Source organism: Variovorax sp. UC122_21, from assembly GCF_044056785.1.
Classification (GTDB): domain Bacteria; phylum Pseudomonadota; class Gammaproteobacteria; order Burkholderiales; family Burkholderiaceae_C; genus Variovorax.
In genome coordinates this window covers 2,060,745-2,085,676 of record NZ_CP172003.1, presented here as the reverse complement: position 1 = coordinate 2,085,676, position 24,932 = coordinate 2,060,745, and the positions used below count along the sequence as shown (strand labels likewise).

The following is a 24,932-nucleotide window of genomic DNA, read 5'->3' as shown; positions in this document are numbered from 1 at the left end:
GTGGACTCAAAGAGGGAAGACGGACTCAGACTTCGCTGCCCGCGGGCCGGTGGGCCTGGTAGAGCGACTGCAGCCGCTCGAGCGCGGCCGGGGCCGCGAGCCGGTCGGCGAGCATCTCGCGCACCAGCGCCGAGGCCGCGGTCTGGAACGGGATGTAGCCCGGATGGCGCGGCCGCACGATCGCGGCCTCGAGCGTGGCCTCGGTCTGCGCGAAGAAGCCGTTCCAGGCGACGTTGACGCGCGCATGGCTCCACGCGCTGCGCGCGCTCGGCTGGCCGTCGGCGAAGGGAATGAAGTCCTCCTGCATCGCCGGGCTCATCAGCGCGACGAGGTGGGCGCGCAGCGCATCGCTGACCGTCGCGCGCCGGCTCACCGCGAGGCCGGTGCCGCCGAGCGTCGAGCCGAGGCCGTGCGAGCCCGCGGGCACGTCGGCGAAGTGCAGCGGCCGCGTGCCGGCCCCGGCCACCGCGTAGTTGACGTAGCCGTAGACCAGCGGGCAGTACACGGCCTGCGCATCGCGCGACATCGCATCGAGGATGCCGATCGGGTTGAGCCCGGCCCAGCCGCGGAATGCCAGCGCATGCAGCTCCGACAGCAGTTCCCAGGCCGTGGTGGCACCTTGGCCCCTGAACAGCCGGCCGGGCTCGCTGCCCGTGGGCGCGTCGCCGTGCGCGGCCGCCATGCTGAACAGCGAGAGCGCCGCATGCGGGCCGGCCAGCGACAGGCACACCGGCTGGCGCGCGGCGAGCGCGAGCACCTCGGTCCAGCTGCTCGGCAGCGCGCCCTCGAGCCGGTCGGTGCGCGCCACCGCCACCTGCGTGGCGGCATCGAGCGGCAGCGCCCAGTGCGCGCCGGCATAGCGGTAGCTGTCGAACGAACGGCCGATGCTCTGCGCGCGCCAGCGCGCGAGCTCGTCGGCCGTGAACAGCGACTCGAGCGGCTGCAGGCAGTCGCCGGCCACCGCGTCGCCGATGTGCGGATGGTCGAGCACGATCAGGTCGTAGCGCTCGGCCAGGTCCTCGATCGGATGCGACTCGAAGCCCTCGAGCGGCTGGCGCTCCCAGTGCAGGTCGAGGCCCTCGGCGCGCGCGCGCTCGGCCGCGCGCTCGAGCGCGACGTAGCCGCGCGGATGGTCCCAGGTCAGGCCCTTGATCGGCGCGCCGCTCACAGCGTCTCTTCCCCGATCACCTTGGCCGCGAGCAGGCCGTCGATGCGCTCGGTGCTCCAGCCCAGCTCGCCGAGGATCTCGCGCGTGTGCTGGCCCGCCAGCGGCGCGCCGCGGCGCACGCTCGAGGGTGTGCGCGTGAACTTGATCGGGAAGCCCGGCGTCTTCACCTTGCCCTCGGTCGGATGCTCGTACTCGACGAAGGTGCCGTTGTGGACGATCTGCGGATCGTTCATGACGTCGGCATAGCCGTACACCGGGCCGGCCCAGATGTCGGCCGCGCGGAACACCGCGAGCCACTCGGCGGTGCTGCGGTGGCGCAGCTTCTCGCGCGTGATCGAGAAGATCTCGTCGCGCCGCGCGAAGGTGTCGCGCTCGTCGTCGAAGTCGGCCAGCACCGGCGCGTCGATGGCCTGCGCGAGCGCCGCCATCTTCGGGAAGGCCAGCGCGAGGAAGCCGTCCTGCGTGGCGAACACGCCGTAGGGCGCGCGGATGTAGACGTGGGCATGGGGCTCGGCCGTGCGCTCCTGCGGCTTGCCGGCCACGCTGAACACCGACAGCTCCTGCATCTGCAGCGCGACGATGGCATCGAGCATGTTGACCTGCACCAACTGGCCCTCGCCGGTGCGCTCGCGGTGCAGCAGCGCGGCGATCACGGCCTCGAAGGCGGTCGAGGCCGTGATGGCGTCGACCAGGTACTGGCCCGCGGGCGACGGCGGCTCGCCGGCGCGGCCGGTGGAGAGCATGGCGCCGCTCATCGCCTGCAGCAGCAGGTCCTGCCCGGGCCAGAGCTTGTAGGGGCCGTCTTCCCCGTAGCCCGACATCGAGACATAGACCAGCCGCGGGTTGATCTTCGAGAGCGTGGCGTAGTCCACGCCCAGGCGCTCGGCCACGCCGGGGCGGTAGTTCTGCAGGAACACGTCGGAGCCGCGCACCAGCTCGTAGAGCGCGTCGCGGCCCTCGTCGCTCTTGAGGTCGACCGCGAGGCTGCGCTTGTTGCGGTTGAGCGAGAGGAAGGAGACGTTGATGCGGTTGCCGCGCGCGCCGCCGGCCGAGACGTGGCGCTGCCATTCGCCGGCGACCGGCTCGACCTTGATGACGTCGGCGCCCAGGTCGCCCAGGCGCTGGGCCGCGAAGGGGCCGGCCATGGCGATGGAGCAGTCGAGGACGCGGAAGCCCTCGAGGATGGCGGAGGATTTGTTCATGGAGTGTGTTGGCGATGAGGGGTGGGAAGAATTCAGTGCGTGCGCGGCGCGGCGGCGAGGTTGCGGCCGGTGGCGGCGTCGAACAGCACGGCCTGCGTGGCATCGAAACCGACCGCGACCGGGTCGCCGTTGGCGAGGTCGGTGTAGCCCGGCACCGTGACCATCAGGTCGGCGTTCGCGGCGCCTTCCTCGTCGTGCAGCGTGCGGGCGTCGGTGAGCGCGACCGCCACCAGCGACTCGGCGCCGACATGCTCGACCAGCGCGATGCGCCCGGCCAGGCCCTGGCCGCCGCGCGCCACCGTCAGCGCGTTCGGTCGCAGGCCGAGCACCACGGCGGCGCCGGGCGCGGCCAGGCCGCGCAGGTGCGCGGGCAGCGGCATCGTGGCCTCGGCGCCGAGCGCGAGCGCACTGCCGTCGGCGTTCACCGTGGCCTGCAGCAGGTTCATCGGCGGCGTGCCGATGAAGCGCGCCACGTAGAGGTTGGCCGGCGCCTCGTAGATCTCGCGCGGGCTGCCGAACTGCTGCACCACGCCGTCCTTGAGCAGCGCGATGCGCGTGCCCATGGTCATCGCCTCGACCTGGTCGTGCGTGACGTAGACGAAGGTGCCGCCCACGCGCTGGTGCAGCTTCGAGATCTCGGCGCGCATGGTGGTGCGCAGCTTGGCGTCGAGGTTCGACAGCGGCTCGTCCATCAGGAACACCTGCGGCTCGCGCACCATCGCGCGGCCGAGCGCCACGCGCTGGCGCTGGCCGCCCGAGAGCGTGCGTGGGTACTTGTCGAGCCAGTCGGTCAGCGCCAGCGTGCGCGCGGTGCGCTCCACCAGCTGCGAGACGGCCGGCGAGCGCTCGATGCGCCGCTTGGCCATGCCGCCGAGCAGCGGGATGTGGAACCACCAGCGGTGCTGCCGCATGATCAACGGAAAGGCGATGTTGCGCCGCACCGTCATGTGCGGATAGAGCGCATAGGACTGGAACACGAAGGCGATGTCGCGTTCGGTCGGCGGCAGCTCGTCGACGCGGCGCTCGTTGATGTGGATCTCGCCGCCGCTGATGCTCTCGAGCCCGGCGAGCATGCGCAGCAGGGTCGACTTGCCGCAACCGGAGGGGCCGAGCAGCACGAGGAATTCGCCGTCGGGCACGTCGATCGACACGCCCTTGACGACATGCTTGTCGGCGAAGTTCTTGGTGATGTCCTGGAGCTTGATGGAAGCCATGGCTGTGTGTTCGGTTCGATGGTTCGGGGTCAGCCCTTGACGCTGCCGGCGGTCATGCCGGAGACGACGTGGCGCTGCACGATCAGGTAGAAGATGACGGCCGGCAGCGTGTACATCACGCCCACCGCCATCACGGCATCGAGCGGCGTGCTGAGCTCGCCGATGAAGCCGGCCAGGCCGACGGAGGCCGTGTGCAGACGCTCCTCGGTGATCAGCGTCTGCGCGAACACGTACTCGTTCCAGCCATGGAAGAAGGAGATCACCGCGGCCGCGGCCAGCGTGGGCGCGATCAGCGGCACCACCACGCCCAGCACGATGCCGATGCGCGAGCAGCCGTCCACCCGCGCGGCCTCCTCGACCTCGATCGGCACGCCGTCGATGGCGCCCTTGAGGATCCAGGTGATCACCGGCACGGTGAACGCGGTGTTCGCGAGGATCAGGCCGCTCAGGGTGTTGAGCAGCTGCATCTGCGCGAAGATCGCGTACAGCGGCACCACCAGCATCGCCTCGGGCAGCATCTGGGTGGCGAACAGCCCGAAGCCGATCGCGCCCTTGCCGCCGAAGCGGAAGCGCGACAGCGCATAGGCCGGGAACACCGCCAGCGCGATGCTCAGCACCGTGGTACCGATCGCGACGCAGGCGCTGTTGAAGAGCCAGCTCGCCACCGGCTTGATGGCGAACACGCTCGCATACACCGGCAGCTGCCCCAGCGACGGCAGCAGCTGCGGCCGGTCGGCGAACAGCGCCTCGGTGGGCGTGAGCGAGGTCACCAGCATCCAGTAGATGGGGAAGGCCGCGGCGCCCAGCAGCACCAGCACCGCGAGCATGCGCAGCGCCTGTCGGCTCATGGCGGCGTGCATCAGCGCTCTCCTTCGCGTTCGGCGCGCGCGGTGTAGCGGAAGTACACCAGCGTCACGGCCAGCGCGATCGCCACGCCCACCATGCCGACGGCCGCGGCCTGGCCCAGGTGGTGGTTGACGAAGGCGCGCCGGTAGAGGTCGATCACCAGCGTGTTGGTGGCGCCCACCGGCCCGCCCTGCGTGAGCAGCCAGATCAGGTCGAAGCGGCGCAGCGACCAGATGGTGGAGAACAGCGCCAGCAGCGCGACCGAGGGCCGGATGGTGGGCCACACCACGGCCTTGAACACGCTGAGCCGGTCGGCGCCGTCCATCACGGCCGCCTCGCGCAACTCGGAAGGCACGCCCTGCAGCGCCGCCAGCAGCACCACCGAGGCGAACGGGAAGATCTGCCAGATGGTCGTGATCAGCACCGCGGGCATGGCGTGCTGCATGCTGTCGAGCCAGTTCTCGCTGCCCGCGGCGATGCCGAAGAAACGCAGCGTGTGGCCGAACACGCCGTACTGGGCGTTGTAGATCCAGATGAAGATCAGCGCCACCGCGACCGGCGGCGCGGCCCACGGGATGGTGACGGCGGCGCGCGCGATGCCGCGGCCGCGGAACGGCGCGTCGAGCAGCAGCGCCGAGGCCAGGCCCAGCCCGATCGCCGAGGCCACGCAGGCCACGGTGTAGAGCAGCGTGGTGAAGATCACGCGGTGGAAGTCGGGATCGTTCCAGAGGTCGGCGTAGTTCTGCAGCCCGACCCATTCGCCCTGCGAAGCCGCGAGCAGCGAGGTCGAGGTGAAGCTCAGCACCAGTTCGCGCAACAGCGGATAGCCCTGGAACACGAGCAGGTAGAGCGTGGCCGGCAGCACCAGCGCATAGGGCGCGAGCGGGTGGCCGTCGAGGCGCGCGCGGCGGCGCGCACCCTCGCGGCGGGCCACCGCGGCGGCGGAGGACAGCGTGGCGTTCATCGTCACGGGATGTGGCGCGGGTTCAGCGCTTGAGCACGCGGCTCAGCACGGTCTGCTGCGCGTCGTTCATCGCCTTGGCGGGATCGACGCCACCTTGCAGCACCTTGATGACCTGCTCGATCACGATCTGCTGGATCTCGGGCGCCTTGACCTCGAGGCCCTGCGGCAGCGCGGGCACGCTGTTGGCGGTCTGCTGGTCGTAGACCGAGATCCAGGGCCACTTGGCGACCTCCTCGGCCGAGCGCGGCACGGCGATCGCGACGCTCGAGGCGCCGTGGATCAGCTGCAGCTCGCGCTGCGCCTCGGGCGTCAGCATCCATTGCAGGAAGGCACCGGCCGCGGCCTTGTTCTTGCTGTTGGCGTTGATGCTGATCGGCGCCAGGATCATGCCCTGCGCCTTGGTGGGGAACGGCGAGGGCGCGGCACCGAACTCGAAGCCCTTGGCCTGGGTCGCGAGGTTGGCGGCCACGCCGCCGTTGTCGACCTGCATCGCGATCTTGCCCTCGGCGAACATGCGCCGGTAGGTGGCGGCGTCGGCCCCCTTGGGGATCGCGCCGGCGTCGTAGACCTTCTTGTAGGCCGCCACGCCCTCGATCACCTTGGCGCTGTTGATGGTCGGGTTGCCCTGCTCGTCGGACCAGCGGCCGCCGAAGCCGTAGACGTAGTTGCAGAGGTCATACCAGAAGCCGCCGCGCTCGGCCATGGTGGCGCGGTAGGCGTAGCCGTAGTTGCCGGCGGCGGTCGCGGCCTTGGCGGCGGCCAGGAACTCGTCGAAGTTCGCAGGCGGCGTGCCCTTGAGCAGCGCCTTGTTGTAGACCATCGCGTAGTTGCTGACCTCGAACACCACGCCGTAGCGCTTGCCGCCGATCTTCATGTACTTGTCGGGCCCCGTGAGCGGGAAGGCGCCGTCGGCGATCACGTCGTCGATGGGCACGAGGCGCTTGGCATCGACCGCGGCATAGAACTCGGGCAGGTCGAAGCGCACGAGGTCGGGGCCGGCATTGCCGCCCATCTGCGTGAAGACGGTGCTCGCAAAGGACGAGAACGGGATCGTGACCGGCTGGATCTCGACCTTGTCCTGGCTCTGGTTGAACTTGCCGATCCAGGCGCGCATCTTCTCGCCGCGGCCGGGCTCGGCGAAGCTCGATGCGGCGAAGGTCACGACCTGCTTGCCGGCGGCCTGCGCCTGGGCGCTGCCCGCGGCGAACAGCTGCAGGGCCGGAACGATGGCGATCGCGGCGAGGGCCGCGCGGCGGCCGGTGAAAAGGCGTTGCTTCATGTGTGTCTGTCTCCGATGACGGCAGGCCCTGCCGTGGGATTCGAGGCGTCCGGCCGAAGCCGTCGCACTGCTGTTGGCGAGATTATTAGCGCTAACTGTTAGCGCTAACAAATACGACTTTAGCGTTGCAGCCCGTGGCTGCGATCACGGGATTTCCCTAGCTGGTGGTCGAGATGTCGAGTGGAAAGGCGGGGGCTTCGGCGGCTACTGCATCACCCAGCCGCCGTCGACGTTGAGCGTCTGGCCGGTGACGAAACCGCTGCCCTCGGCCGCGAAGAACAGCATCGCGTTCGCGATGTCCTCGGGCGCACCGCGGCGCTTGACCGACTGGTGCTCGAGCACGAAGCGCTCGTAGCCCTCGGGGTCGGGATGGATCTTCTCGGCATCGGTCGGAAAGGCGCCCGGCGACACCGCGTTGACCGTGATGCCGTGCGGCCCGAGCTCGCGCGCCATCGCGCGCGTCATGCCCAGCAGCGCCCCCTTGGAGGTGACGTAGGGCAGCAGCAGCGGCCAGCCGCCGTACATGGTGATGCTGACGACGTTGACGATGCGGCCGAAGCGCTGGCGCTTCATGTGCGGCAGCGCGGCCTGCACGCAGACCAGCGCCGCGTCGACGTTCACGCCCTGCACGCGGCGATGCTCCTCGATGCTGAACTCCTCGATGCTGCGCGAGGGATAAATCGCGGCGTTGTTGATCAGCACGTCGATGCCGCCCTGGGCCTCGAACAGCGCGGCCAGCTGCGCCGCGAGCGCGCCGAGGTCGGCGAGGTCGCCGGGCACGAAGCGCAGCCGCGCACGCACCTCGGCGCCCTCGCCCTCCCCGGCTGCGACCAGCCGCTCGCCCTTGGCCGGATCGATGTCCAGCGCCAGCACCTGCGCGCCCGCGCGCGCGAAAGCCCAGCAGATGCTGGTGCCGAGTCCGCCGGCGGCGCCGGTCACCAGCACCTTCTTGCCTGTCATGTCCATGGTCGTGTCGTGTCTTTTGAAGTCGTGTGAGGAAAGGAGGGATCAGGGCAGGTTCTCGCGCACCGCGATGCCGGCGCGCACCGGCTCCACGCCCGCGAGCGCATCGCGGCCCGCGCGCAGGTTGGCGAAGATGCGCACGCAGTTCATCACCTCGGTCTGCGGGTTCTGGTTGATGGCCGCGTCGAGCGTGCCGTCGATCAGCATGGCGCGGGTGTCGGGCGTGATCTCGTGGCCGATGAAGACCACCTTGCGGTCGAGGCCCGCCTCCTTGAGCGCGCGGCCGATGCCTTCGGAGGCGCCGCCGATGTTGTAGAGCGCCACCAGGTCGGCATGCTGGCGCAGCAGGGTGCGCGCCTGGCGGTAGTTCTGCGCCACGTCGTCGTGGCCTTCGCGCAGGCCCACCACGCGCAGCCCGGGGAACTGCTCGGCCAGCACCTGCAGGAAGCCGACCTCGCGCTCCTCGTGGCCGCGGTAGCTGAGGCTGCCCGCGATCAGGCCGACCTTGCCCGACTTGCGGTCGAGCATGCGGCCCATGAGATAGCCCGCGGTGCGGCCGGCCGCATGGTTGTCGATGCCCACATAGGCGGCGCGCCGCGAGCCCGGCAGGTCCGACAGCAGCGTGAGCAGGTGCACGCCCTGGTCGGCCAGCGTGGCGACGGCCTCGCGCACCGCCGGATGCTCGAGCGGCACGAAGGCGATGCCGTCGCATTGCCGGCCATGGCGCAGCAGCCGCGCGGCGAGCACCTCGGCATCGAAGCCCTCGATCTCGACGCGGCGGCAGCGCACGTTGAAGGGCTCGAGCTGCTTCTCGACGATGCCGACGTAGTCGCCGAGCATGCGGATGAACTGGTTGGTGCCGGCCGGCAGCAGGAAGATCAGCTCCATCGGCCGGGGACGCAGCACCTGGTGCAGGCTCTCGTCGGGCAGATAGCCCAGCTGGGCAGCCGCGCGCACCACGCGCTGCACCGTGGCCGAGCGCACGCCCTTGCGCGCATGCAGCGCGCGGTCGGCCGTGGCCTTCGAAACGCCGGCCACGCGCGCGACGTCGGCCAGGCGCGAGCGGCCGGGGGCCTCGGCGGAGGGCGTCGATGTCTTCGTCTTCATGTCGCCGAGTATTCCGCGCAACGAGACGCCCTGCCGCGATGTCCGCACCGGCTCGCCCATCTTCTTCTCGCCTCAGTCCCAGCGGCCGGTGATGGCCGGGTACTCGTCGGCGGGCTGCGCGCAGATGGCGCGCACGCGCTCCTCGAAGGCCGCGATCTCGCCGCGCCCGTCGAGCACCGAGAAGCGCGTGGTGTAGCGGCGCTCGTCGCCGTGCTCGAGCCAGATCAGCTCGCCGCGCTCGCGCGCGAAGGGCTTGCCCAGCACGTGGTTGGTGCTCGGCTCGATGCCCATCGCGTACTGGCCGCGCTGGTAGTTCTGCCACTGGAACTGGCACGGGAACTCGTCGCGGTTGACCTCGACCGCGAGGCCGATGCCACGGCCGCCGTCGAAGCCCTCGTTGACCAGCGCGACCGGGATGCGCCCTTGCGCATCGGCCGCCATCGCGTGCTCGTAGACCTGCTCGTGGAAGTCCGCCTGCGGTCCGGGCTGCGTGCGGTAGCCCACCGATTGCTTGCGCAATGCATCAGCATGCGCGGCCCAGGGCGTGTGGCGGATCGGCGCGATGTAGCGGCTGCCCTCGTCGAGCACCGGATGGCCGGCGTTGATGTGGTAGCAGAACATGTGCGGCGTGCGGTAGAAGCCGTGGTTGACCACGCGGTCGTGCAGCGTGAAGCCGTGATCGCCCACGCGCGCCTCGATGCGCCGCACCAGGTGCAGGTCCTCGCCGAACACGGCCGACTGCTGCACCACGCCCTCGCACCAGAGGATGCAGTCGTCGCCCTCCCAGCGCTCGCCGTAGCCGGTGAGCCGCGCGGGGAATGTTCGCGATGCGGCCGTGCAGGCCGCTGTCGACGGTCTTGCGCGGCGTGTAGTGGTAGTGGCCGGCCGGGTCGCTGTCCATGAACAGCGTGTGGTCGAGGCCGCAGGTCACGAGCAGGCCCGAGAAGGAGCGCAGCCAGCCGAGGCCGCCCTCGTCGGCGTTCTCGTGCAGCCCCGGATGCCGGAAGCCCGTGGGCGATTGCCAGCCGATGGCCGCGCCTCGGTATTCGCAGGCGCCCACGTCCATCGCGCGGTCGACCAGCACCTGGAACGCGAAGCCGGTGCCGGTGCGGAACTCGAGGCAGCGGATGCCGCGTTCCACGCCGTCGCCCAGCGTCACCAGTCGCACGCCCGCGAACTGCGCGAGCGTGCCCGCGTGTTCGCGCAACTCGCGCCGGGTCCAGTGGCGGCCGTGGAGCTGGATCACGCGCCGGCCTCCAGCAGCTTGTCGTCGAGGAAGCGCTTGGCGCGCGGTACGTCCGATTCGTCGAGGTGCTCGATGATGATCGGGATGTTGGGATGGTGCTGCGCGAGCCGCTTGAGGTAGAGGTCGTAGTTCAGCGCGCCCAGGCCCGGCGCCGGCAGTTCGATCTCGCCCACGCCGCGGAACTGGTGCGCTTCGGAGGCGTCGATGTCGGCGAACTTCTCGCTCTTGTCGTCGCCCGCGGCGCGCTTCACGTCCTTGGCATGCGCGATGCGGACCTTGTCGCCGAGCGCGTCGAACATCTGGTTGAGCACCTGGTCCATGCGGTCGATGTTGTGGGTCTCGAAGTAGTTGGTCGGGTCCATCAGCAGGCCCAGGCCCGGATGGTTGACGTCGGCGAACAGGCGCAGCGTCTCCTCGACCGAACCGATGATGTTGTTGACGTAGGTCTCGACCAGGAACACCGCGCCGTGGTCGTGCGCCTCCTGCGCGAGCTCGCGCACCACCTTCACGCAGTCGGCGTAGGCGCGCTCGCTCTTGTTGTCGGGATGCGAGGACCAGTCGCTGTCGGGATTAACGGTGCCGGTCTCGCTGATGACGTAGGGCGTGCCGCAGTCGCGCGCATGGCGCAAGGTGGCCTTGAGGTAGTCGTTGCGGCGCTTGCGCTCGCCGGCGTCGGGGTGAACGATGTTCGTGTACGCCGACATGCAGCTGATCGGCAGGTCGTGGCGGCGGAAGGTGTCGCGCACGCGGTGGCACTTCTCGCGCGTGATGGCCTCGGGCGTGGAGAAGTCGATGTCCTTGAACGCGAGGTCGAGCTGCACGGTGTTGAAGCCCTGCGCCTTGATGCGGCGCGCGGACTCCTCGAGCGCGTAGGGGAAGTAGCCGCTGAAGATGCCGACTTGGATCATGGGTTGTCTCCGATGGTTTGTGGGTGGGATGCGGGGAAAGCGCGCGGCTCAGACGCCGAACTCGGCCAGCGGCACCGCGCGCCGCTCTTCGAGCGAGCGGTAGCCGGCTTCGACCAGCGCCATGGTCTTCACGTTGTCGGCGACGTCCAGCAGCGGCGCCTCACCCTGGGCGAGTGCCCATTGCAGCTGTTCCATCACGCCCGCGAAGGCCTGCGGGAACCAGCGCGTGGACCAGCTCGGTGCGATCCACTCGCCGCCCGTGCCGTGGCGCGAGCTGTAGCGCAGCGTGCTCGGACTGCCTTCGGGATAGTCGGGCCAGCCGATCGTGCCTTCGGCCACGCCCTCGGTGCCCTCGACGCGCCACTTGATGAAGATGCCGGCATCGAAGCCCTCGCCATGCGGGCCGGTCCAGACGTCCTCCATGCTGAGCGCCATCACGCCGCTGCGAAAGCGCAGGGTCGAGCAGACGATGCCGTCGCTGTGTTCGAAGCCGGTGCGCGGATCGGGCCGCGCGGCGGTGTAGATGTCCTCGGGCTCGCCGAACAGGAAGCGCAGTACGTCGAGGTGATGCACGCTCATGTTGGCCAGCGTGAGGCGGCCGTAGCCGCGCAGGAACTCCTGCCAGTGCGGGATGGCGCGCATTTCGATGGTGGCGAGCACCGGCGTGCCGAGCTCGCCGCGGTCGAGCAGTTGCTTGAGCACGCGCATCGACTGGTCGAAGCGCATGTTCTGGTTCACCGACAGCGGCTTGCCGGCCGCGCGCGCTTCCTCGGCCAGCGCGCGCGCCGTCTCGAGGTCGAGCGCCAGCGGCTTCTGCGCGAGCACCGCCTTCACATGCGGCTGCGCGAGCGCGAGGCGGATCAGCTCGGGCTGGCGGTCGGGCGGGAAGGCGATGTCGACGATCTGCACCTGCGGGTCGCGGATCAGCGCCTCGGGCGTGTCGTGCACCGTGGGGATGTTCCAGCGCTCGGCCACATCGGCCGCCTTGGAACGGGTGCGCGAGGCGATCGCCACCACGGGGAAGCCGGCCTCGCGGTAGGCCGCGAGCTGCACGTCCGCCATGATGAAGCCGGCGCCGATGGCACCGATGCGGAAGTCGCGGCAGCGGATCGGCGCGTCGGGCTCGAAGCCGCGCGCATCGGCGGCCGGCGCGGCGGTCGCGCTCGTTGGGGTCATGGCTTGTCTCCTGTCCTGGGTCGAATCGAGGCAGTGCTTTGCTGCCTCGCGACCGAGGTTAAGGGACGCGGCGACCCGGACCAATCGACCGGGATGAGGTTTTTTCGAGGTTCCTCAGCGAGGCCTGCGGCGACGCATCAGGTGGCTTCGGCGTCGATGCCGAGCGCAAAGATGCCCGGCATGCCGACGAAGCCCGGGATCGATTTGACGCGTGCGATCCAGCGCCTGAGCGCGGGATAGCGCGTCAACGCGATGCCGCCCTCGGGCGCGAGCGCGATGTAGGGGAAGCAGGCGATGTCGGCGAGCGTGGGCGTGGCGCCGACCAGCCAGCCCTCGCCCGCGGCTTCGCGGTCGCCCAGGTGGTCCTCGATGTGCGCGAACAGCCTGTGCGCGGCCGCGCGGCAGGCCGGCGCATCGAGGTCGTAGCCGAAGGCATCGTGCAGGCGCGCGGCCGAGGCACTGCGCGTGATGTCCTCGGCCACGGTGAGCCACAGCATGACCTGGGCGCGGCGCTTCGGATCGGCGGGGAACCAGGTGCCCGTGCTGTCGTGGCGGCTCGCGAGGTAGACGAGGATGGCCTGCGCGTCACGCAGCACGAAGCCGTCGTCGTCGATCACGGGCAACTGGCCGAAGGGATTGAGCGCGAGGAATTCGGCCTGCTTGTGTTCGCGTCCGGGATGGAAGTTGACCGGCACGCGCTCGCAGGCGATGCCGAGCAGCGCCATGAAGAGCCGCAGCTTGTAGCAGTTGCCGGACAGCTGTTCGTTGTAGAGCTTGATCATCGCCAGCCCTCAGAGATCGAGCACCAGCGTCGCGGAGCGCGAACGCGAGACGCAGGGCAGCATCTGCAGGTCGGACGCCTTCTCGCCCGCGCTCAGGTACTGGTCGCGGTGGTCGGGCTGGCCGTCGATGACGGTGCACAGGCAGGTGCCGCAGACGCCCTGCTCGCAGCTGGTGTCGAGGTGGATGTCGATGGCGCGCAGCGCCTCGACGATGGTGGTGTCGCTCGCGACCTGCACGCGGCGGCCGCTGCGCGCGAGTTCGACCGTGAAGGCGGGGCCGGTGGCCTGAACGGGCGTAGCGCGGCGGAAGTATTCGAAGTGCACGCGTTCGGCGGGCCATTCGAGTTCCGCCGCGACGCGCTCGATGCACTGCATCAGCGGCGCGGGACCGCAGGCGAAGGCATGCGCATCGCCACCGGCTTGCAGTGCCTGCCGTATCCGGTCTTCGGTCTGTTGCGGCGACAGGCCCAGGTGCAGATGCAGGTTCGCGCCCAGCAGTACCTCGAGTTCGGCGCGATAGGCCGCATGCTCGGCCGAGCGGCAGAAGTAGTGGAGGGCTGGCCGCCTTCCCCTTGCCACGAGATCGCGCGCCATCGCGAGGATCGGCGTGATGCCGATGCCGCCCGCGATCAGCACCGCGCGGTCGATGCGCGGGTCGAGCCGGAAGTTGTTCTTGGGCAGTCCGATCTCGAGCTGCATGCCGGCCTGCACCGCATCGTGCAGCGCGACGGAGCCGCCGCGCGAATCGGCCTCGCGCTTGACGGCGATGGTGTAGCCCTCGTCGTCCTGGCCGCAGACCGAGTACTGGCGGATCTGGCCGTTCGGCAGGTGCACATCGAGATGCGAGCCCGCGGTGGCGCTCGGCAGCGGGCCGCGGCGTGGCGAGCGCAGCTTGAACTCGACGATGTCCTGCGCCACGGTTCGCCTGGCCGAGACATCCACCGTGAGCCGCGGCCGAGGCTCGGTGCTTTGCGCCTCGATGCCCCAGCGCAGATGGATGTCGCGCAGCCAGCGGCGAAAGGTGCTCGAGGCCGCATCGGCACGCGAAGGCACCTCGATGCGCGGATCGAGCGGCAGCTTCTTGGGGACGTGGTTCTCGAGGATCGGCTTGTCCTGCCCGAGGATGTGCTGCTGGAAGGCCATGATCTCGCCGCTCGAGCTTTGGGCATCGAACAGGCTGATCGCGAAATGCGCGATGCAGCGCTCTTCGTCGGTGGGCTGGATGAACAGGAAGATGATGTCGGCGAGCTCGGCCGAACGGCCCGCCGGGTGCTTGTAGAGCATCGGCGAGAACGGGTTGACGACACGGTAGACGTAGTCGACGTCCGCCCCGCCCTTCGCGTCCGCCGATGCCAGCGGCTGGATGAACTTGCAGTCGCGCGCCCAGAGCTCCTGGCGGGCGTCGAGCTCGACCTCGTAGCCGCGCACTTCGGTCGCTTCTTCCGATCCGAGGATGTGGGCATGGACGAAGGGGAAGTGCGCCATGTCGAGGAAGTTCTCCACCACCCGCAGCGGGCCGCTGTGGATGCCGAAGCCGCCCATGTAGAGGAAGCGGCGCGCGGGGTTCGCGAAGGCCGCCAGTTCGAACAGCGGCTTGGGCACGTCGCCGAGGCACAGCAGGATGAAGCCGCAGTGGTCGGCGGCGTGGCAAGGCCTCGCGGGTTCGGCCTCGAACCAGGCCTCGAGCGCGCCGTCGGGCTGGCGGCGCACATGCAGGTCGTGGCCCAGCAGTCGCGCTCGCCGGCTCGTGCCGGGCGCGAGGCCCAGGCTGTCGCCGATGGCGAGCCAGTCGGCCGCGATCGCGGGATCGATGGTCTCAGGCATGTTCGGTCTCCCTCGGGGTGCGGGTCGCGGCCGTCCATTGGGCGATATGGGTCTTGGTGCTTTCGATGGCCCGTTGCTTGTCGAGGCTCGATGCACCCCGCGCGACGAGCAGGTGGACGATCGAGGTGCCGGGCAACAGCGGCTGGATCAGCAGGGCCAACGCACCTTCTTGCCAGACGCAAGTGCTCTGCCCTTGCAACCAGCCCGCGCGTTCGGCCTGCAGCGCGAAGGTGTCGGCATCGAGGTCGACCGTGAAGCTGCGCGACGGCACGAGGCCCTCGCCAAGGCGCGGCGGATAGCCGGCCGGCATGCGCGCGAGGCTGGCCCAGACGATGCCGTCGCTCTCGCGGCTCGGGTAGGTGCGCGCGCAGGCGGCCGGCGGGCTGGCGTGCTTCGGCGACGAGGGCACCGACACGCAGTGGCCGTCGCGGCCGTAGCGCCAGCCGTGGTAGCGGCAGACCAGCGTTTCCCCGACGACGAAGCCGAGGCTGAGCCGCACGCCGCGGTGCGGGCAGCGGTTCTCCCACGCTTCCATCGCGCCCGAGGCCGAGCGCCAGAGGGCGAGTTCATGGCCGAGCAGCGTGGACTGCAGCACCTGTCCCGGCAGCAGGTTGCGCGAGAACTCCACGGGAAACCAGTCGGCGTAGCTTGCCGCCGCGGTGTCTGCGGTCTGGTTCATGGCCGGGCCTCAGCGCGGGATCGCGCCCTGGATGCCCTCGGCGAACCAGTTCATGCCGGCGATGTCCGCCTCGGGCAGCGCGGCACCCGGGGCCGCGCGCTGCTTGCCCGTGTTGTCCTTGAGCGGGCCGGCGAAGACCTTGAGCTTGCCGGCCACGATGTCGGCGCGCGCCTGCTTCGCCATCTGGACCACATCGGCCGGCACGCCGGGGTTCCAGTCCGCGAGGCTCACCCCGCCGTTGGCCAGGGTCGCGGCATAGGCCGTGCCCTTGAACCTGCCGTCGAGCGTGTCCTGCACGGCCTGGCGCAGGTAGGGCGTCCAGTCGTGCGTGAGCGAGGTCAGCAGCTTCTGCGGCGCCGACTTGCGATGGTCGGAGAACATGCCGATCGACCAGACGCCCTTGGCCTCGGCCGCCTGCAGCACCGCCGGGTTGTCCTGGAAGCCGGAGCCGATGACGTCGGCGCCCTGCTGCATCAAGGTGTTGGCGGCGTCGCGCTCGCTGCCGGGGTTGAACCACTCGTTGACCCAGACCACCGACACCTTGGCGGCGGGATTGCTCTTCTGCGCGCCGAGCGCGAAGGCATTGATGGTCGAGACCACGTCGGGGATCGGCAATGCGCCGACGTAGCCGAGCTTGTTCGACTTCGTGACCTTGCCCGCCACCAGGCCGGCCACATAGGCGGCCTCGTACCAGCGCGCGTTGTAGGTGCCGAAGTTGGCGGCCTGCCTGAAGCCGCTGGCGTGGACGAAGTTGACCTTGGGGTTCTCGGCGGCCGCCTTCAGGCCGTCGTTCATGTAGCCGAAGCTGCCGAGCACCATCAGCCCGGCCCCGTTGCCGACCAGCTCGCGGATCACGCGCGCGCCGTCGGGGCCGGCCTTCACGTCCTGCACCACCTGGGTCTTGATGCGGTTGCCGAATTCCTTCTCGAGCTGCTTGCGCGCGGTTTCGTGCACGGCCACCCAGCCGACGTCGGACACGGGGCTTTGGTAGACGAAGCCGATCTGCAGCGGCTCGGCCGCGAACGCGGGCGCGCCGCAGAAAAAGGCGGCGAGGGCCGCGGTAGCCAGTCGAAAGGGGGTCATGGGGTGTGGTCCTCGAGGGTGGGGATGGTGTCGGATTCCGGTTCGGTACTCTATATCGGTATACCGATTCAGTCTAATTACAATCCTGGACCATGTCTACCAAGAACGAAGAGATCAGCGACAGCATCCGCGAAGCGGTCGCCGCCCACCGCCTGCTGCCGGGCACGCAGCTGCGCGAAGTGAGCCTGGGCAAGCTCTACGGCGTGAGCCGCACGGTCGTGCGCCAGGCGCTGCAGAGCCTGGCTCGCGAAGGGCTGGTGGACCTCACGCCCGGCAAGATCGCCTCGGTGGCCAAGCCCACGCCGAAGGAAGCGCGCGACACCTTCGATCTGCGCTGGGCGATCGAGCGCCACTCGCTGGAGAAGCTGTCGCAGGCCCACACCAAGAAGGATTTGGCGGCGCTGCGCGCGCACGTCAAGCAGGAACGCGCGGCGCGCGTGGGCAACGATCTGGAGGAAGTGCGCCGGCTCGGCGCGGGATTCCACGTGCTGATCGCGCGGCTCGCGGGCAACGACCTGCTCGCGCAGACGCTGGACCAACTGGTCGGGCGGATCGCGTTGATCCTGCTGCTCTACCAGCACGAGTACGACAAGCACACCGAGTGCCTGCAGGACGAGCATGCGCAACTCATCGCCCTGATCGAGAGCGGATCGACCGAGGAGGCGCTGGCCCTGCTGCGCAGCCACCTCCACACCGTGGAAGTCAGCCTGGGTGCCGATGCGCCCGACGACGAGGAAGCGGACCCGCACCTGAGCCGGGCCCTGCGCCGGCGCTGAACCGGCCGGCGGGACAAAGAAAAGCGCCCGGCACGAGGCCGGGCGCGAAGCCTAAGTTGCTGTCACACACTAGGCGCCCAGCCGAGGGAGGAACGGCCGGACACAAGGATGTTCAAGCCTGAAACAGTCGTCTCACGTCAGACGACACCGACATTTCTATGGGAGGGCGGGGTTTTCGGCATCCCATGTGAAGAATTCTGAGCAATTCTTCACGATTCTTGCAATGGCCTACACGCGCTGCCTCCCAAAGGCTGACGCGGCTCTTACGGCCGGGCGTCCAACATGGCGTCGCTGTCACGCACCAGGGTGCCAAGAAGAGCAAGAAAAAACCTCCCTCTGGGCCCGCAAGGGATGCACCCGCTTCGGCGGGTGTTTTTTTCGGGCGCTTCATTCTTCCGCGCCGGCGGCCCTGCTTGGCGAACCTCGAGGCATGTCCAGTGCCACCCCATGTTTCGACCGCCGGCGTTACGGGCGTTACGTTCCCTCGGGAACAAACGAAACGTGACACGGAACAAAAATGTGTCAAAAAGTGAGGAAAACTGCACAGCCTTGAAGGCAGGTTTCCCTGGCGGCTCTTGTGCCTCCGCCGGGCCTGCCTAGCATGCGGTTAATGATTTTTAACAATTTCATCGCCGAGATCTTTCCGGGTGTGGAGACCGCCCAGATCCGCGTCCATTGGCGCTGGGATGTGCGCCACCACGAGGACGACGAGCATCACGACGGCGGGATGTGGGTGCCGGCCACGGCCGCGGCGCGGCGCGAGGCCCGCATCGTGTGCGAGGTGCAGAACGCGGTCTATGGCGTGGGCTCCCACTGGATCGAGGAACGCGACCGCCCGGCCTTCGCGCTGCCGCGGCCGCACCTGCGCCGCGCCTTCTCCGCGCGCGAGCTGATGATGTCCAAGTGCTCCCCATTTTCCGTGGGCAACTTTGTGGATAACTCAGGTACTGCGTTGTAAAAGCGATCTAAGCTGTTGTTTTCAAAGGGGAAACAACAGTCTGCTTAAAGTTTGTGCGGTGCACAGCTTTGTCCGGCAGCTTGCTGGCGCCATCTTTTCCCTGACGAACGCCCTCCACCGCTGAGGGCGCGAGCGCCAAGCCCCTTCATCCTTTGGTATTCCCTCCGCCCGGTCGCCTTCGGCCCCGGGCGCGCCGCGCATGGCCTTCGCGTGCCCGCAACATCTCATCGACCAGCGTTTTCGCGCCGCCAGCCACCGGCTTGCACCGTTTCGATTCGTCATATAGGATATATCCTGCATCCAAACCCAGACCATGACCGACATCGAAACCCTCTCCCCGGACACGGCGCGCCACAGCGCCGTCGGCAAGGCCGACACGGCACACCACCTGCATTCCCAGACCAACCTCCAGACCCACCGCAGCCGCGGCCCGCTCGTGATGGTGCGCGGCGAAGGCGCCTACGTGTTCGACGAGCACGGCCAGCGCTACCTCGAGGGCATGGCCGGCCTGTGGTGCGCCTCGCTGGGTTTCTCCGAGTCGCGGCTGGTGGACGCCGCGCTGCGCCAGATGCGCCGGCTGCCCTACTACCACACCTTCAACCACCGCTCGACCGACGTCGCCTCGCTGCTCGCGGCCAAGGTGGCGGCGCTGGCGCCGATGCGCGATGCGCGCGTGTTCTTCGCCACCTCGGGGTCGGAGGCCAACGACAGCATGGTGAAGCTGGCCTGGAACTTCCACATCGCGCGCGGCGAGCCGGCGCGCCGCAAGATCCTCGCGCGCCAGCGCGGCTTCCATGGTTCGACGGTGATGGGCGCGAGCCTCTCGGGCCTGCCGAACATGCATGCCGCCTTCGGCCTGCCGATCCCCGGCATCGTCCGGCTCGAATGCCCTTCCGCCTACCGCCACGCCCTGCCCGGCGAGAGCGACGCGGCCTTCGTCGACCGGCTGGTGGCCGACCTCGAGCACACCATCGAGCGCGAGGGCGCCGGCACCATCGCGGCCTTCATCGCCGAGCCGATCATCGGCGCCGGCGGCGTGCTGGTGCCGCCCGAGGGCTACTTCCCGCGCGTGCAGGCGGTGCTGCGGCGCCACGGCATCCTGATGCTGTCCGACGAGATCATCTGCGGCTTCGGCCGCACCGGCGAATGGTTCGGCGCGCAGTCCTTCGGCTTCGAGCCCGACATGATGGCCTGCGCCAAGGGGCTGTCGGCCGGCTACGCGCCGATCTCCTGCGTGGTGGTGGCGCCGCGGGTGTACGAGGTCATCGAGGCCGAGAGCGGCCGCACCGGCGGCTTCGGCCACGGCTTCACCTACTCCGGCCATCCGCTGGGCGCGGCCGTGGCGCTCGAGGCGCTGTCGATCTACGAGCAGATGGACCTGCCGGCCCATGCCCGGCGCCTCGGCGAGCGGCTGCACGCGAGCCTGGCGCCGCTGGCCGCGCATCCGCTGGTCGGCGAGATCCGCGGCAGGGGCTTCATCGCGGGCATCGAGCTGGTGCGCGACCGCGACACGCGCGAGGCCTTCGATCCCGCGCTGGGCGTGGGTGCCCAGGTCGAGCAGGCCACGCGCGAGCGCGGGCTGATCGTGCGCAACATGGGCGACGTGATCGCGCTGAGCCCGCCCTACGTGCTCGACGAGGCCCAGGTCGAATGGATGGCGCGCACCCTCGGCGCCGCGCTCGACGAGGTGGCCGCGCGCGATCCCTGGAAGGCAACCGCCGCAGCGCGAAAGGAAGCAGCGTGAACACCACGGCCGAACGACCGCTGATCGAGCTGATCGGCGTCCAGAAGAGCTACGACGGCGAGCATCTCGTCATCCCCGACCTGAACCTGGAGATCCGTCGCGGCGAATTCCTCACCCTGCTGGGCGCCTCGGGCTCGGGCAAGACCACCACGCTGATGATGCTGGCCGGTTTCGAGAACCCGACGCGCGGGCGCATCCTCATGGACGGCCGGCCGATCCAGGACGTGCCGCCGCACAAGCGCGGCATCGGCATGGTGTTCCAGAACTACGCCCTGTTTCCCCACATGAGCGTGGCGCAGAACCTGGCCTATCCGCTCAAGATGCGCGGCATCTCGGGGCAGGCGCTGCGCGACAAGGTCGACCGCGCGATGCAGCTGGTGCGGCTCGCGGGCATGGCCGAGCGCAAGCCGGGCCAGCTCTCGGGCGGCCAGCAGCAGCGCGTGGCGCTGGCGCGCGCGCTGGTGTTCGACCCCGAGCTGGTGCTGATGGACGAGCCCCTCGGCGCGCTCGACAAGAACCTGCGCGAGCACATGCAGTACGAGATCAAGCAGATCCACCGCGAGCTGGGCGTGACGGTGGTCTACGTCACGCACGACCAGGGCGAGGCCCTGACGATGTCCGACCGGGTCGCGGTCTTCCACGACGGCCGCATCGAGCAGCTGGCGCCGCCGCGCACCATCTACGACGCGCCCGCCACCGACTACATCGCCACCTTCATCGGCGAGAACAACCGGCTCGACGGCACGATCGAGGCCGCGGGCGTGCTGCAGCTGCGCGACGGCCTGCGGATTCCGCTGCCCGAGGCCGGCCAGGGGCAGGCAGCGCATCCGGCGGGCGCGGGCTGCGCGCTGGTGCGGCCCGAGTGCGTGCGGCTGGCCGACGGCCAGGGCGTGCAGGTCAGCGCCGAGGTGGTCGACCTGGTCTACCTGGGCGACCACACGCGGCTGATCGCGCGGCTGCGCAACGGCGACCAGATCGTGGCCAAGCTCGGCCACGGCACGCTGCCCAGCGATACCGTGGTGGGCGCGGACGTCGCTCTGGGATGGCAATCCCGCGATATGCTCGTTTTCGCGCGACCCGCCTGAAAAGAACCCGTGAAACCCAAGATCAAACCCATCGACAAGACCAACCTCGCCGCGCGCGTGTACTCGGAGATGCGCGAATCGCTGATCGCCGGGCGCTTCATGCCCAGCGACCGGATCCGCATCAGCGAGGCGGCGCAGATGTTCGGCACCAGCGACACGCCGGTGCGCGAGGCGCTGCTGCGGCTGGTCAGCGAGCATGCGCTCGAGATGGAGACGGCCAAGCAGATCATCGTGCCGCCGCTGAGCCTGGAGCGCTACATCGAGATCCGCACGGTGCGCGTGGCGCTCGAGAGCGCGGCGGTCGAGCAGGCCGCGCTCAAGGTCGGCGACAAGGACGTGGCGGAGCTGGTGCGGATCAACAAGAAATTCGCGCAGGCCGAGGCGGCGCACCATCCCGAGAACCAGCTGCGCTACAACCGCGAGTTCCATTTCGGCGTCTACGAGCACTGCGGCCTGCCGCGGCTCTTGTCGATGATCGAGAACATGTGGGCCTCGATGGGCCCGATCCTGCGCGCCTTCTACGAGAAGTCCGACGGTTCGTACGACCAGGGCTACGGCCAGCACGATGCGCTGCTCGACGCGCTCGCGCGCCGCGACCCGGCCGCCGCCGTGACGGCCATCCGGGCCGACCTGATGTCGGCCGGACCGAGCATCGAGCGCTTCCTCAAGGAATACGAGCAGAGCCTCGAGGCCGCCGAGGCCTGATCGGTCCGCGCGCTCAGCGCCAGGCGTCGAGGAACGCCACCAGCGACGCTCCGACCACGGCGGGGTTGTAGCCGCCTTCCTGCACCAGCACCGTGGGCAGGCCCAGCGATGCCACCTGCCGGCCCATGCCGGCGAAGCCCGTTTCGGTGAGCCGCAGTCCCGCGGCCGGGTCCGCCACATGGGCGTCCAGGCCCAGCGACACCACCAGCGCCTCGGGCGCGAAGCGCTCGATGCGCTCGAGCGCTCTCGAGAGCTGCAGCAGGTAGTCCGCGTCGCCCGTGCCCGCGGGCAGCGGCAGGTTCAAGGTGAAGCCCTCGCCCTCCCCTTCGCCGCGCTCATCGGCATGGCCCGCGAAGAACGGGTGGTAGTCGACAGGATCGCGATGCAGCGAGACGAAGAGCACGTCGGCGCGGCGCCAGAAGATGTCCTGCGTGCCGTTGCCGTGGTGCACGTCGAGGTCGAGCACCGCGACACGCGCGAAGCGCTGGCGCAGATGCTCGGCGGCGATCGCGGCATTGTTGAGGTAGGTGCCGCCGCCGGCCATGTCGGCATAGGCATGGTGGCCGGGCGGCCGGCACAGCGCGTAGGCACAGCGCGCGCCGCGCAGCACGCGCTCGGCGGCCTCGACGGCCAGGTCCGCGGCGGCGCGCGCGGCCTCCCAGGTCGTGGGCCCGATCGGGGCCAGCTGGTCGTGGAAGTGGAAGGCCGCGCGACCCTCGACCGAGCGCGGATAGCCGCCGCCGTGGCGCCGCATCGCGAACACGTTGGCATGCACCTCGGCCGAGGCACCCGACAGCGTCGACCACTCGGCATGCGCGGTGGCGAGAAAGTCGAGGTAGCGCGCATCGTGCACGCGCGCCAGCGGCGCCAGGCCGTGCGAGACCGTGCCGTCCTCCACCGCGAAGCCCGCTGCGCCGAGCGCGGCGCGCATGGAGTCGACACGCTCGGGCACATCGCGCGACGTGCGCCATCCGCCGCGCGCGCCCAGCAGCCCGGGGCGGTGCAGCGCATGCAGCGGCGTGTGCAGGATCTGCAACCCGCTGGCGTCAGCCGCCATCGCCATGCCGCTCAGTTCGACACCCACTTCGCGAAGCGCTGCTGCAGCTCGTCGAGATGGTCGGCCCAGAAGGCGGTGTTCTGCAGCAGCGGCTGGTCGATGTTCTGCGGCGCGTTGGGCAGCTTGTCGAGCACGGCCTTCGAGAGCAGGGCCTGCGCCTTGGGATTGGCCGGGCCGTAGGGAATGGTCTCGGCGAACAGCTTCTGCTGCGCCGGCGCGCTCATGTAGTCGATCAGCGCGAGCGCCTTGGCCTTGTTCGGGCTGCCCTTCACCACCACCCAATCGGTAGGCCCGTAGACCTGGTTCTTCCACACCATGGCCAGCGAGCGGCCTTCCTTGTTCGCGGCGTCGATGCGGCCGTTGTAGGCCGAGGCCATCACCACCGCGCCCGAGGCCAGCCATTCGATCGGCTGGGCGCCGGCCTCCCACCATTGCACGTCCTTCTTGATCTGGTCGAGCTTGGCGAAGGCGCGGTCCTGGCCGGCCTTGGTCGCCAGCAGCTTGTAGACCTCGGCGGCCGGCACGCCGTCGGCCATCAGCGCGATCTCGAGCGTCTGCTTGGCCTGCTTGCGCAGCGCGCGCTTGCCGGGCCAGCGCTTGGTGTCCCAGAAGTCGGCCCACGATTTCGGGCCGTCGGGCAGGCGCTTGCTGTCGTAGCTGAGCACCTTGGCCCACAGCATGGCCGGCACGCCGCAGGGATTCATCAGCTCCCTGGGCAGGTCGCGCGTGGCGGGCGCCGCGCTGGCCCAGTCGATCTTCTCGAGCAGGCCCGAGTCGCAGCCGACCACCACGTCCTCCTCGTCCATCTGCACCAGGTCCCAGATCACGTTGCCCGACTCGACCATGGCCTTGACCTTGGTGAGGCCGACCACGTTGCTGTCCTCCACCAGCTTCTCGGACTTCGCGGCGGCATAGGGTTGCCAGTAGGCCTTGCGGAAGGATTCCTGCAATGCGCCGCCGACGCTCACGACAGTCAGGTCGCGCGCAAAGGTCCACGGGGCGGCGAAGGCGAGGCCGGCCAGGACGAGGCCGCGCAGGGAAAGCGAAAGGTTCATGGGAACTCCGGGAGAAAGGAACGGGGAAGAAAGAAAGAAACGGGTTCAGGCGCGCAGGCCGCCCGTGAAGCCGTCGAGGAAGTGCACGAGGTTGGCGCCGATGTGGTCGCAGTCGTAGCCGCCCTCCTGCACCATCACGCTCGGCATGCCGAGCCGGCCCAGGCGCTCGCCGATGCGGCGGAAGCCCTCGGTCGTCACCTTGAGGCCCTTGAACGGGTCGTGCTCGTGCGCATCGAGGCCCAGCGAGATCACCAGCGCGTCGGGGCTGTAGGCCGCGAGGCGGCGGCAGGCGTGCTCGAGCGCCACCAGGTAGGCGTCGTCGCCGGTCTCGGCCGGCAGCGGCAGGTTCAGGTTGTAGCCCAGGCCCGCGCCGGCGCCGCGCTCCTGCGCATAGCCGCAGAAGTACGGGTGATAGTTGGTCGGGTCGCGGTGCAGCGAGACGAAATAGACGTCGGAGCGCTCGTAGAAGATGCCCTGGGTGCCGTTGCCGTGGTGCACGTCGATGTCGATCACGGCCACGCGGCGGCCATGGCGGCGCAGCAGCTGCGCGGCGATCGCGGCATTGTTGAGGTAGCAGACGCCGCCGCCGCGCTCGCGGTAGGCGTGGTGGCCGGGCGGCCGGCAGATCGCGTAGGCCGCCTTGGCGCCCTGCAGCACGCGCTGCGCGGCATCGGCCGCGAGGTTGGCCGAGGCGAAGGCCGCGGCGGCCGTGCCCGGGCCGATCGGCGAGGCCAGGTCCTGCATGTGGTAGCCGGCCTGGCCGACCACGCGCTCGGGGTAGCCGTGCTGCAGGCCCGGCACCGCGAACACGTTGGGCACGATCTCGGGCGCCGCGCCCGGGATCTCGGACCAGCGGCGGTGGCCGTCCTGCAGAAAGCACAGGTAGTCGGGCGTGTGCACGTCGGCGACCGGGCCCAGGCCATGCTCGGCGGCGGCCACGAGTTCGCAGCCGGCCTGCACGGCCGCGTCGCGCAGCTGCTCCGCGCGGTCGATGCGCTCCTGCGCGGGCGTGAAGCGGCCGGTGACGAAGAAGAACGAGGGCTCGTGCTCGCGGTGGATGGGGGTGTAGAGGACGGGAAGCATGGGTGTCTCGCGATCGAAGGGAAACGGG

The 24,932-nt window shown here is 69.6% G+C and carries 23 protein-coding genes and 1 pseudogene; 5 read left to right on the top strand and 19 right to left on the bottom strand.

Annotation, left to right across the window (positions count from 1 at the left end; all coding sequences use genetic code 11):
- Positions 1–25: 25 nt before the first annotated feature.
- The 16 genes and pseudogenes from ACHMXE_RS10665 to ACHMXE_RS10590 form a co-directional block, all read right to left on the bottom strand.
- Entirely contained in the window at positions 26–1,168 is a 1,143-nt protein-coding gene (locus tag ACHMXE_RS10665; RefSeq protein ID WP_395345947.1) for an extracellular solute-binding protein, read from the bottom strand.
- On the bottom strand, positions 1,165–2,370 hold the full coding sequence (locus ACHMXE_RS10660) for a CaiB/BaiF CoA transferase family protein (RefSeq protein ID WP_395345946.1): 1,206 nt from the start codon (positions 2,368–2,370) through the stop codon (positions 1,165–1,167). Before ACHMXE_RS10660 ends, ACHMXE_RS10665 begins: the two co-directional genes overlap by 4 nt.
- 32 nt (positions 2,371–2,402) lie before the next feature.
- Complete coding sequence (locus tag ACHMXE_RS10655; protein WP_395345945.1) at positions 2,403–3,584, bottom strand: ABC transporter ATP-binding protein; 1,182 nt, start codon at positions 3,582–3,584, stop codon at positions 2,403–2,405.
- Between the two features lie 29 nt (positions 3,585–3,613).
- Positions 3,614–4,444 (bottom strand): carbohydrate ABC transporter permease, encoded by an 831-nt coding sequence (locus tag ACHMXE_RS10650; RefSeq protein WP_256222662.1) that lies wholly within the window; start codon positions 4,442–4,444, stop codon positions 3,614–3,616.
- Positions 4,444–5,394, bottom strand: a complete 951-nt coding sequence (locus tag ACHMXE_RS10645) for a carbohydrate ABC transporter permease (RefSeq protein ID WP_093345691.1) — start codon at positions 5,392–5,394, stop codon at positions 4,444–4,446. The genes ACHMXE_RS10650 and ACHMXE_RS10645 overlap by 1 nt, the downstream gene beginning before the upstream one ends.
- Before the next feature lie 22 nt (positions 5,395–5,416).
- Positions 5,417–6,673 carry a sugar ABC transporter substrate-binding protein gene (locus ACHMXE_RS10640; RefSeq protein ID WP_203207530.1) on the bottom strand — a complete coding sequence of 419 codons (1,257 nt, stop codon included), beginning with the start codon at positions 6,671–6,673 and terminating at the stop codon, positions 5,417–5,419.
- A 204-nt stretch (positions 6,674–6,877) separates the two neighbouring features.
- Positions 6,878–7,639, bottom strand: coding sequence for an SDR family NAD(P)-dependent oxidoreductase (locus ACHMXE_RS10635; RefSeq protein WP_395345944.1), 762 nt, complete (start codon positions 7,637–7,639; stop codon positions 6,878–6,880).
- A gap of 42 nt (positions 7,640–7,681) precedes the next feature.
- Positions 7,682–8,743 (bottom strand): LacI family DNA-binding transcriptional regulator, encoded by a 1,062-nt coding sequence (locus ACHMXE_RS10630; protein WP_093345689.1) that lies wholly within the window; start codon positions 8,741–8,743, stop codon positions 7,682–7,684.
- Between the two features lie 72 nt (positions 8,744–8,815).
- Positions 8,816–9,511 (bottom strand): DUF4432 family protein, encoded by a 696-nt coding sequence (locus ACHMXE_RS10625; RefSeq protein ID WP_395347345.1) that lies wholly within the window; start codon positions 9,509–9,511, stop codon positions 8,816–8,818.
- A 115-nt stretch (positions 9,512–9,626) separates the two neighbouring features.
- Positions 9,627–9,827, bottom strand: a pseudogene (locus ACHMXE_RS10620) (DUF4432 family protein); the annotation flags it as partial.
- Positions 9,828–9,985: 158 nt separating this feature from the next.
- Positions 9,986–10,897, bottom strand: a complete 912-nt coding sequence (locus ACHMXE_RS10615) for a sugar phosphate isomerase/epimerase (RefSeq protein WP_093345684.1) — start codon at positions 10,895–10,897, stop codon at positions 9,986–9,988.
- A 48-nt stretch (positions 10,898–10,945) separates the two neighbouring features.
- Positions 10,946–12,073: a Gfo/Idh/MocA family protein gene (locus tag ACHMXE_RS10610; RefSeq protein ID WP_395345943.1), complete on the bottom strand. Its 1,128-nt coding sequence runs from the start codon at positions 12,071–12,073 to the stop codon at positions 10,946–10,948.
- Between the two features lie 137 nt (positions 12,074–12,210).
- On the bottom strand, positions 12,211–12,855 hold the full coding sequence (locus ACHMXE_RS10605; protein WP_395345942.1) for a glutathione S-transferase family protein: 645 nt from the start codon (positions 12,853–12,855) through the stop codon (positions 12,211–12,213).
- 9 nt (positions 12,856–12,864) lie between these two features.
- Positions 12,865–14,679: a 2Fe-2S iron-sulfur cluster-binding protein gene (locus tag ACHMXE_RS10600; protein WP_395345941.1), complete on the bottom strand. Its 1,815-nt coding sequence runs from the start codon at positions 14,677–14,679 to the stop codon at positions 12,865–12,867.
- A complete protein-coding gene (locus ACHMXE_RS10595; protein ID WP_395345940.1) occupies positions 14,672–15,358 on the bottom strand; it encodes a Rieske 2Fe-2S domain-containing protein in 687 nt (228 codons plus the stop codon). Before ACHMXE_RS10595 ends, ACHMXE_RS10600 begins: the two co-directional genes overlap by 8 nt.
- A gap of 9 nt (positions 15,359–15,367) precedes the next feature.
- On the bottom strand, positions 15,368–16,441 hold the full coding sequence (locus ACHMXE_RS10590; RefSeq protein ID WP_209544284.1) for a BMP family ABC transporter substrate-binding protein: 1,074 nt from the start codon (positions 16,439–16,441) through the stop codon (positions 15,368–15,370).
- A 92-nt stretch (positions 16,442–16,533) separates the two neighbouring features.
- On the opposite strand from ACHMXE_RS10590, the gene ACHMXE_RS10585 reads away from it, so the two are divergent.
- The 5 genes from ACHMXE_RS10585 to ACHMXE_RS10565 all read left to right on the top strand — a co-directional run bounded on the left by ACHMXE_RS10585 (position 16,534) and on the right by ACHMXE_RS10565 (position 21,709).
- Complete coding sequence (locus tag ACHMXE_RS10585) at positions 16,534–17,217, top strand: GntR family transcriptional regulator (protein ID WP_395345939.1); 684 nt, start codon at positions 16,534–16,536, stop codon at positions 17,215–17,217.
- Between the two features lie 601 nt (positions 17,218–17,818).
- On the top strand, positions 17,819–18,175 hold the full coding sequence (locus tag ACHMXE_RS10580; protein WP_395345938.1) for a hypothetical protein: 357 nt from the start codon (positions 17,819–17,821) through the stop codon (positions 18,173–18,175).
- A 313-nt stretch (positions 18,176–18,488) separates the two neighbouring features.
- On the top strand, positions 18,489–19,919 hold the full coding sequence (locus ACHMXE_RS10575; protein WP_395345937.1) for an aminotransferase: 1,431 nt from the start codon (positions 18,489–18,491) through the stop codon (positions 19,917–19,919).
- On the top strand, positions 19,916–21,004 hold the full coding sequence (locus tag ACHMXE_RS10570) for an ABC transporter ATP-binding protein (protein WP_395345936.1): 1,089 nt from the start codon (positions 19,916–19,918) through the stop codon (positions 21,002–21,004). Before ACHMXE_RS10575 ends, ACHMXE_RS10570 begins: the two co-directional genes overlap by 4 nt.
- Before the next feature lie 9 nt (positions 21,005–21,013).
- The gene (locus tag ACHMXE_RS10565) at positions 21,014–21,709 is read left to right on the top strand and encodes a GntR family transcriptional regulator (RefSeq protein ID WP_203207542.1); all 696 of its coding nucleotides are present in this window, start codon (positions 21,014–21,016) and stop codon (positions 21,707–21,709) included.
- Positions 21,710–21,722: 13 nt separating this feature from the next.
- On the opposite strand, the gene ACHMXE_RS10560 is transcribed toward ACHMXE_RS10565, so the two are convergent.
- The 3 genes from ACHMXE_RS10560 to ACHMXE_RS10550 are packed head-to-tail and all read right to left on the bottom strand — an operon-like array spanning position 21,723 to position 24,904.
- Positions 21,723–22,766 (bottom strand): histone deacetylase family protein, encoded by a 1,044-nt coding sequence (locus ACHMXE_RS10560; RefSeq protein WP_395345935.1) that lies wholly within the window; start codon positions 22,764–22,766, stop codon positions 21,723–21,725.
- A gap of 11 nt (positions 22,767–22,777) precedes the next feature.
- Entirely contained in the window at positions 22,778–23,821 is a 1,044-nt protein-coding gene (locus tag ACHMXE_RS10555; protein ID WP_208508359.1) for an ABC transporter substrate-binding protein, read from the bottom strand.
- 45 nt (positions 23,822–23,866) lie between these two features.
- Positions 23,867–24,904 (bottom strand): histone deacetylase family protein, encoded by a 1,038-nt coding sequence (locus ACHMXE_RS10550; RefSeq protein ID WP_093345640.1) that lies wholly within the window; start codon positions 24,902–24,904, stop codon positions 23,867–23,869.
- Positions 24,905–24,932 lie beyond the last annotated feature (28 nt).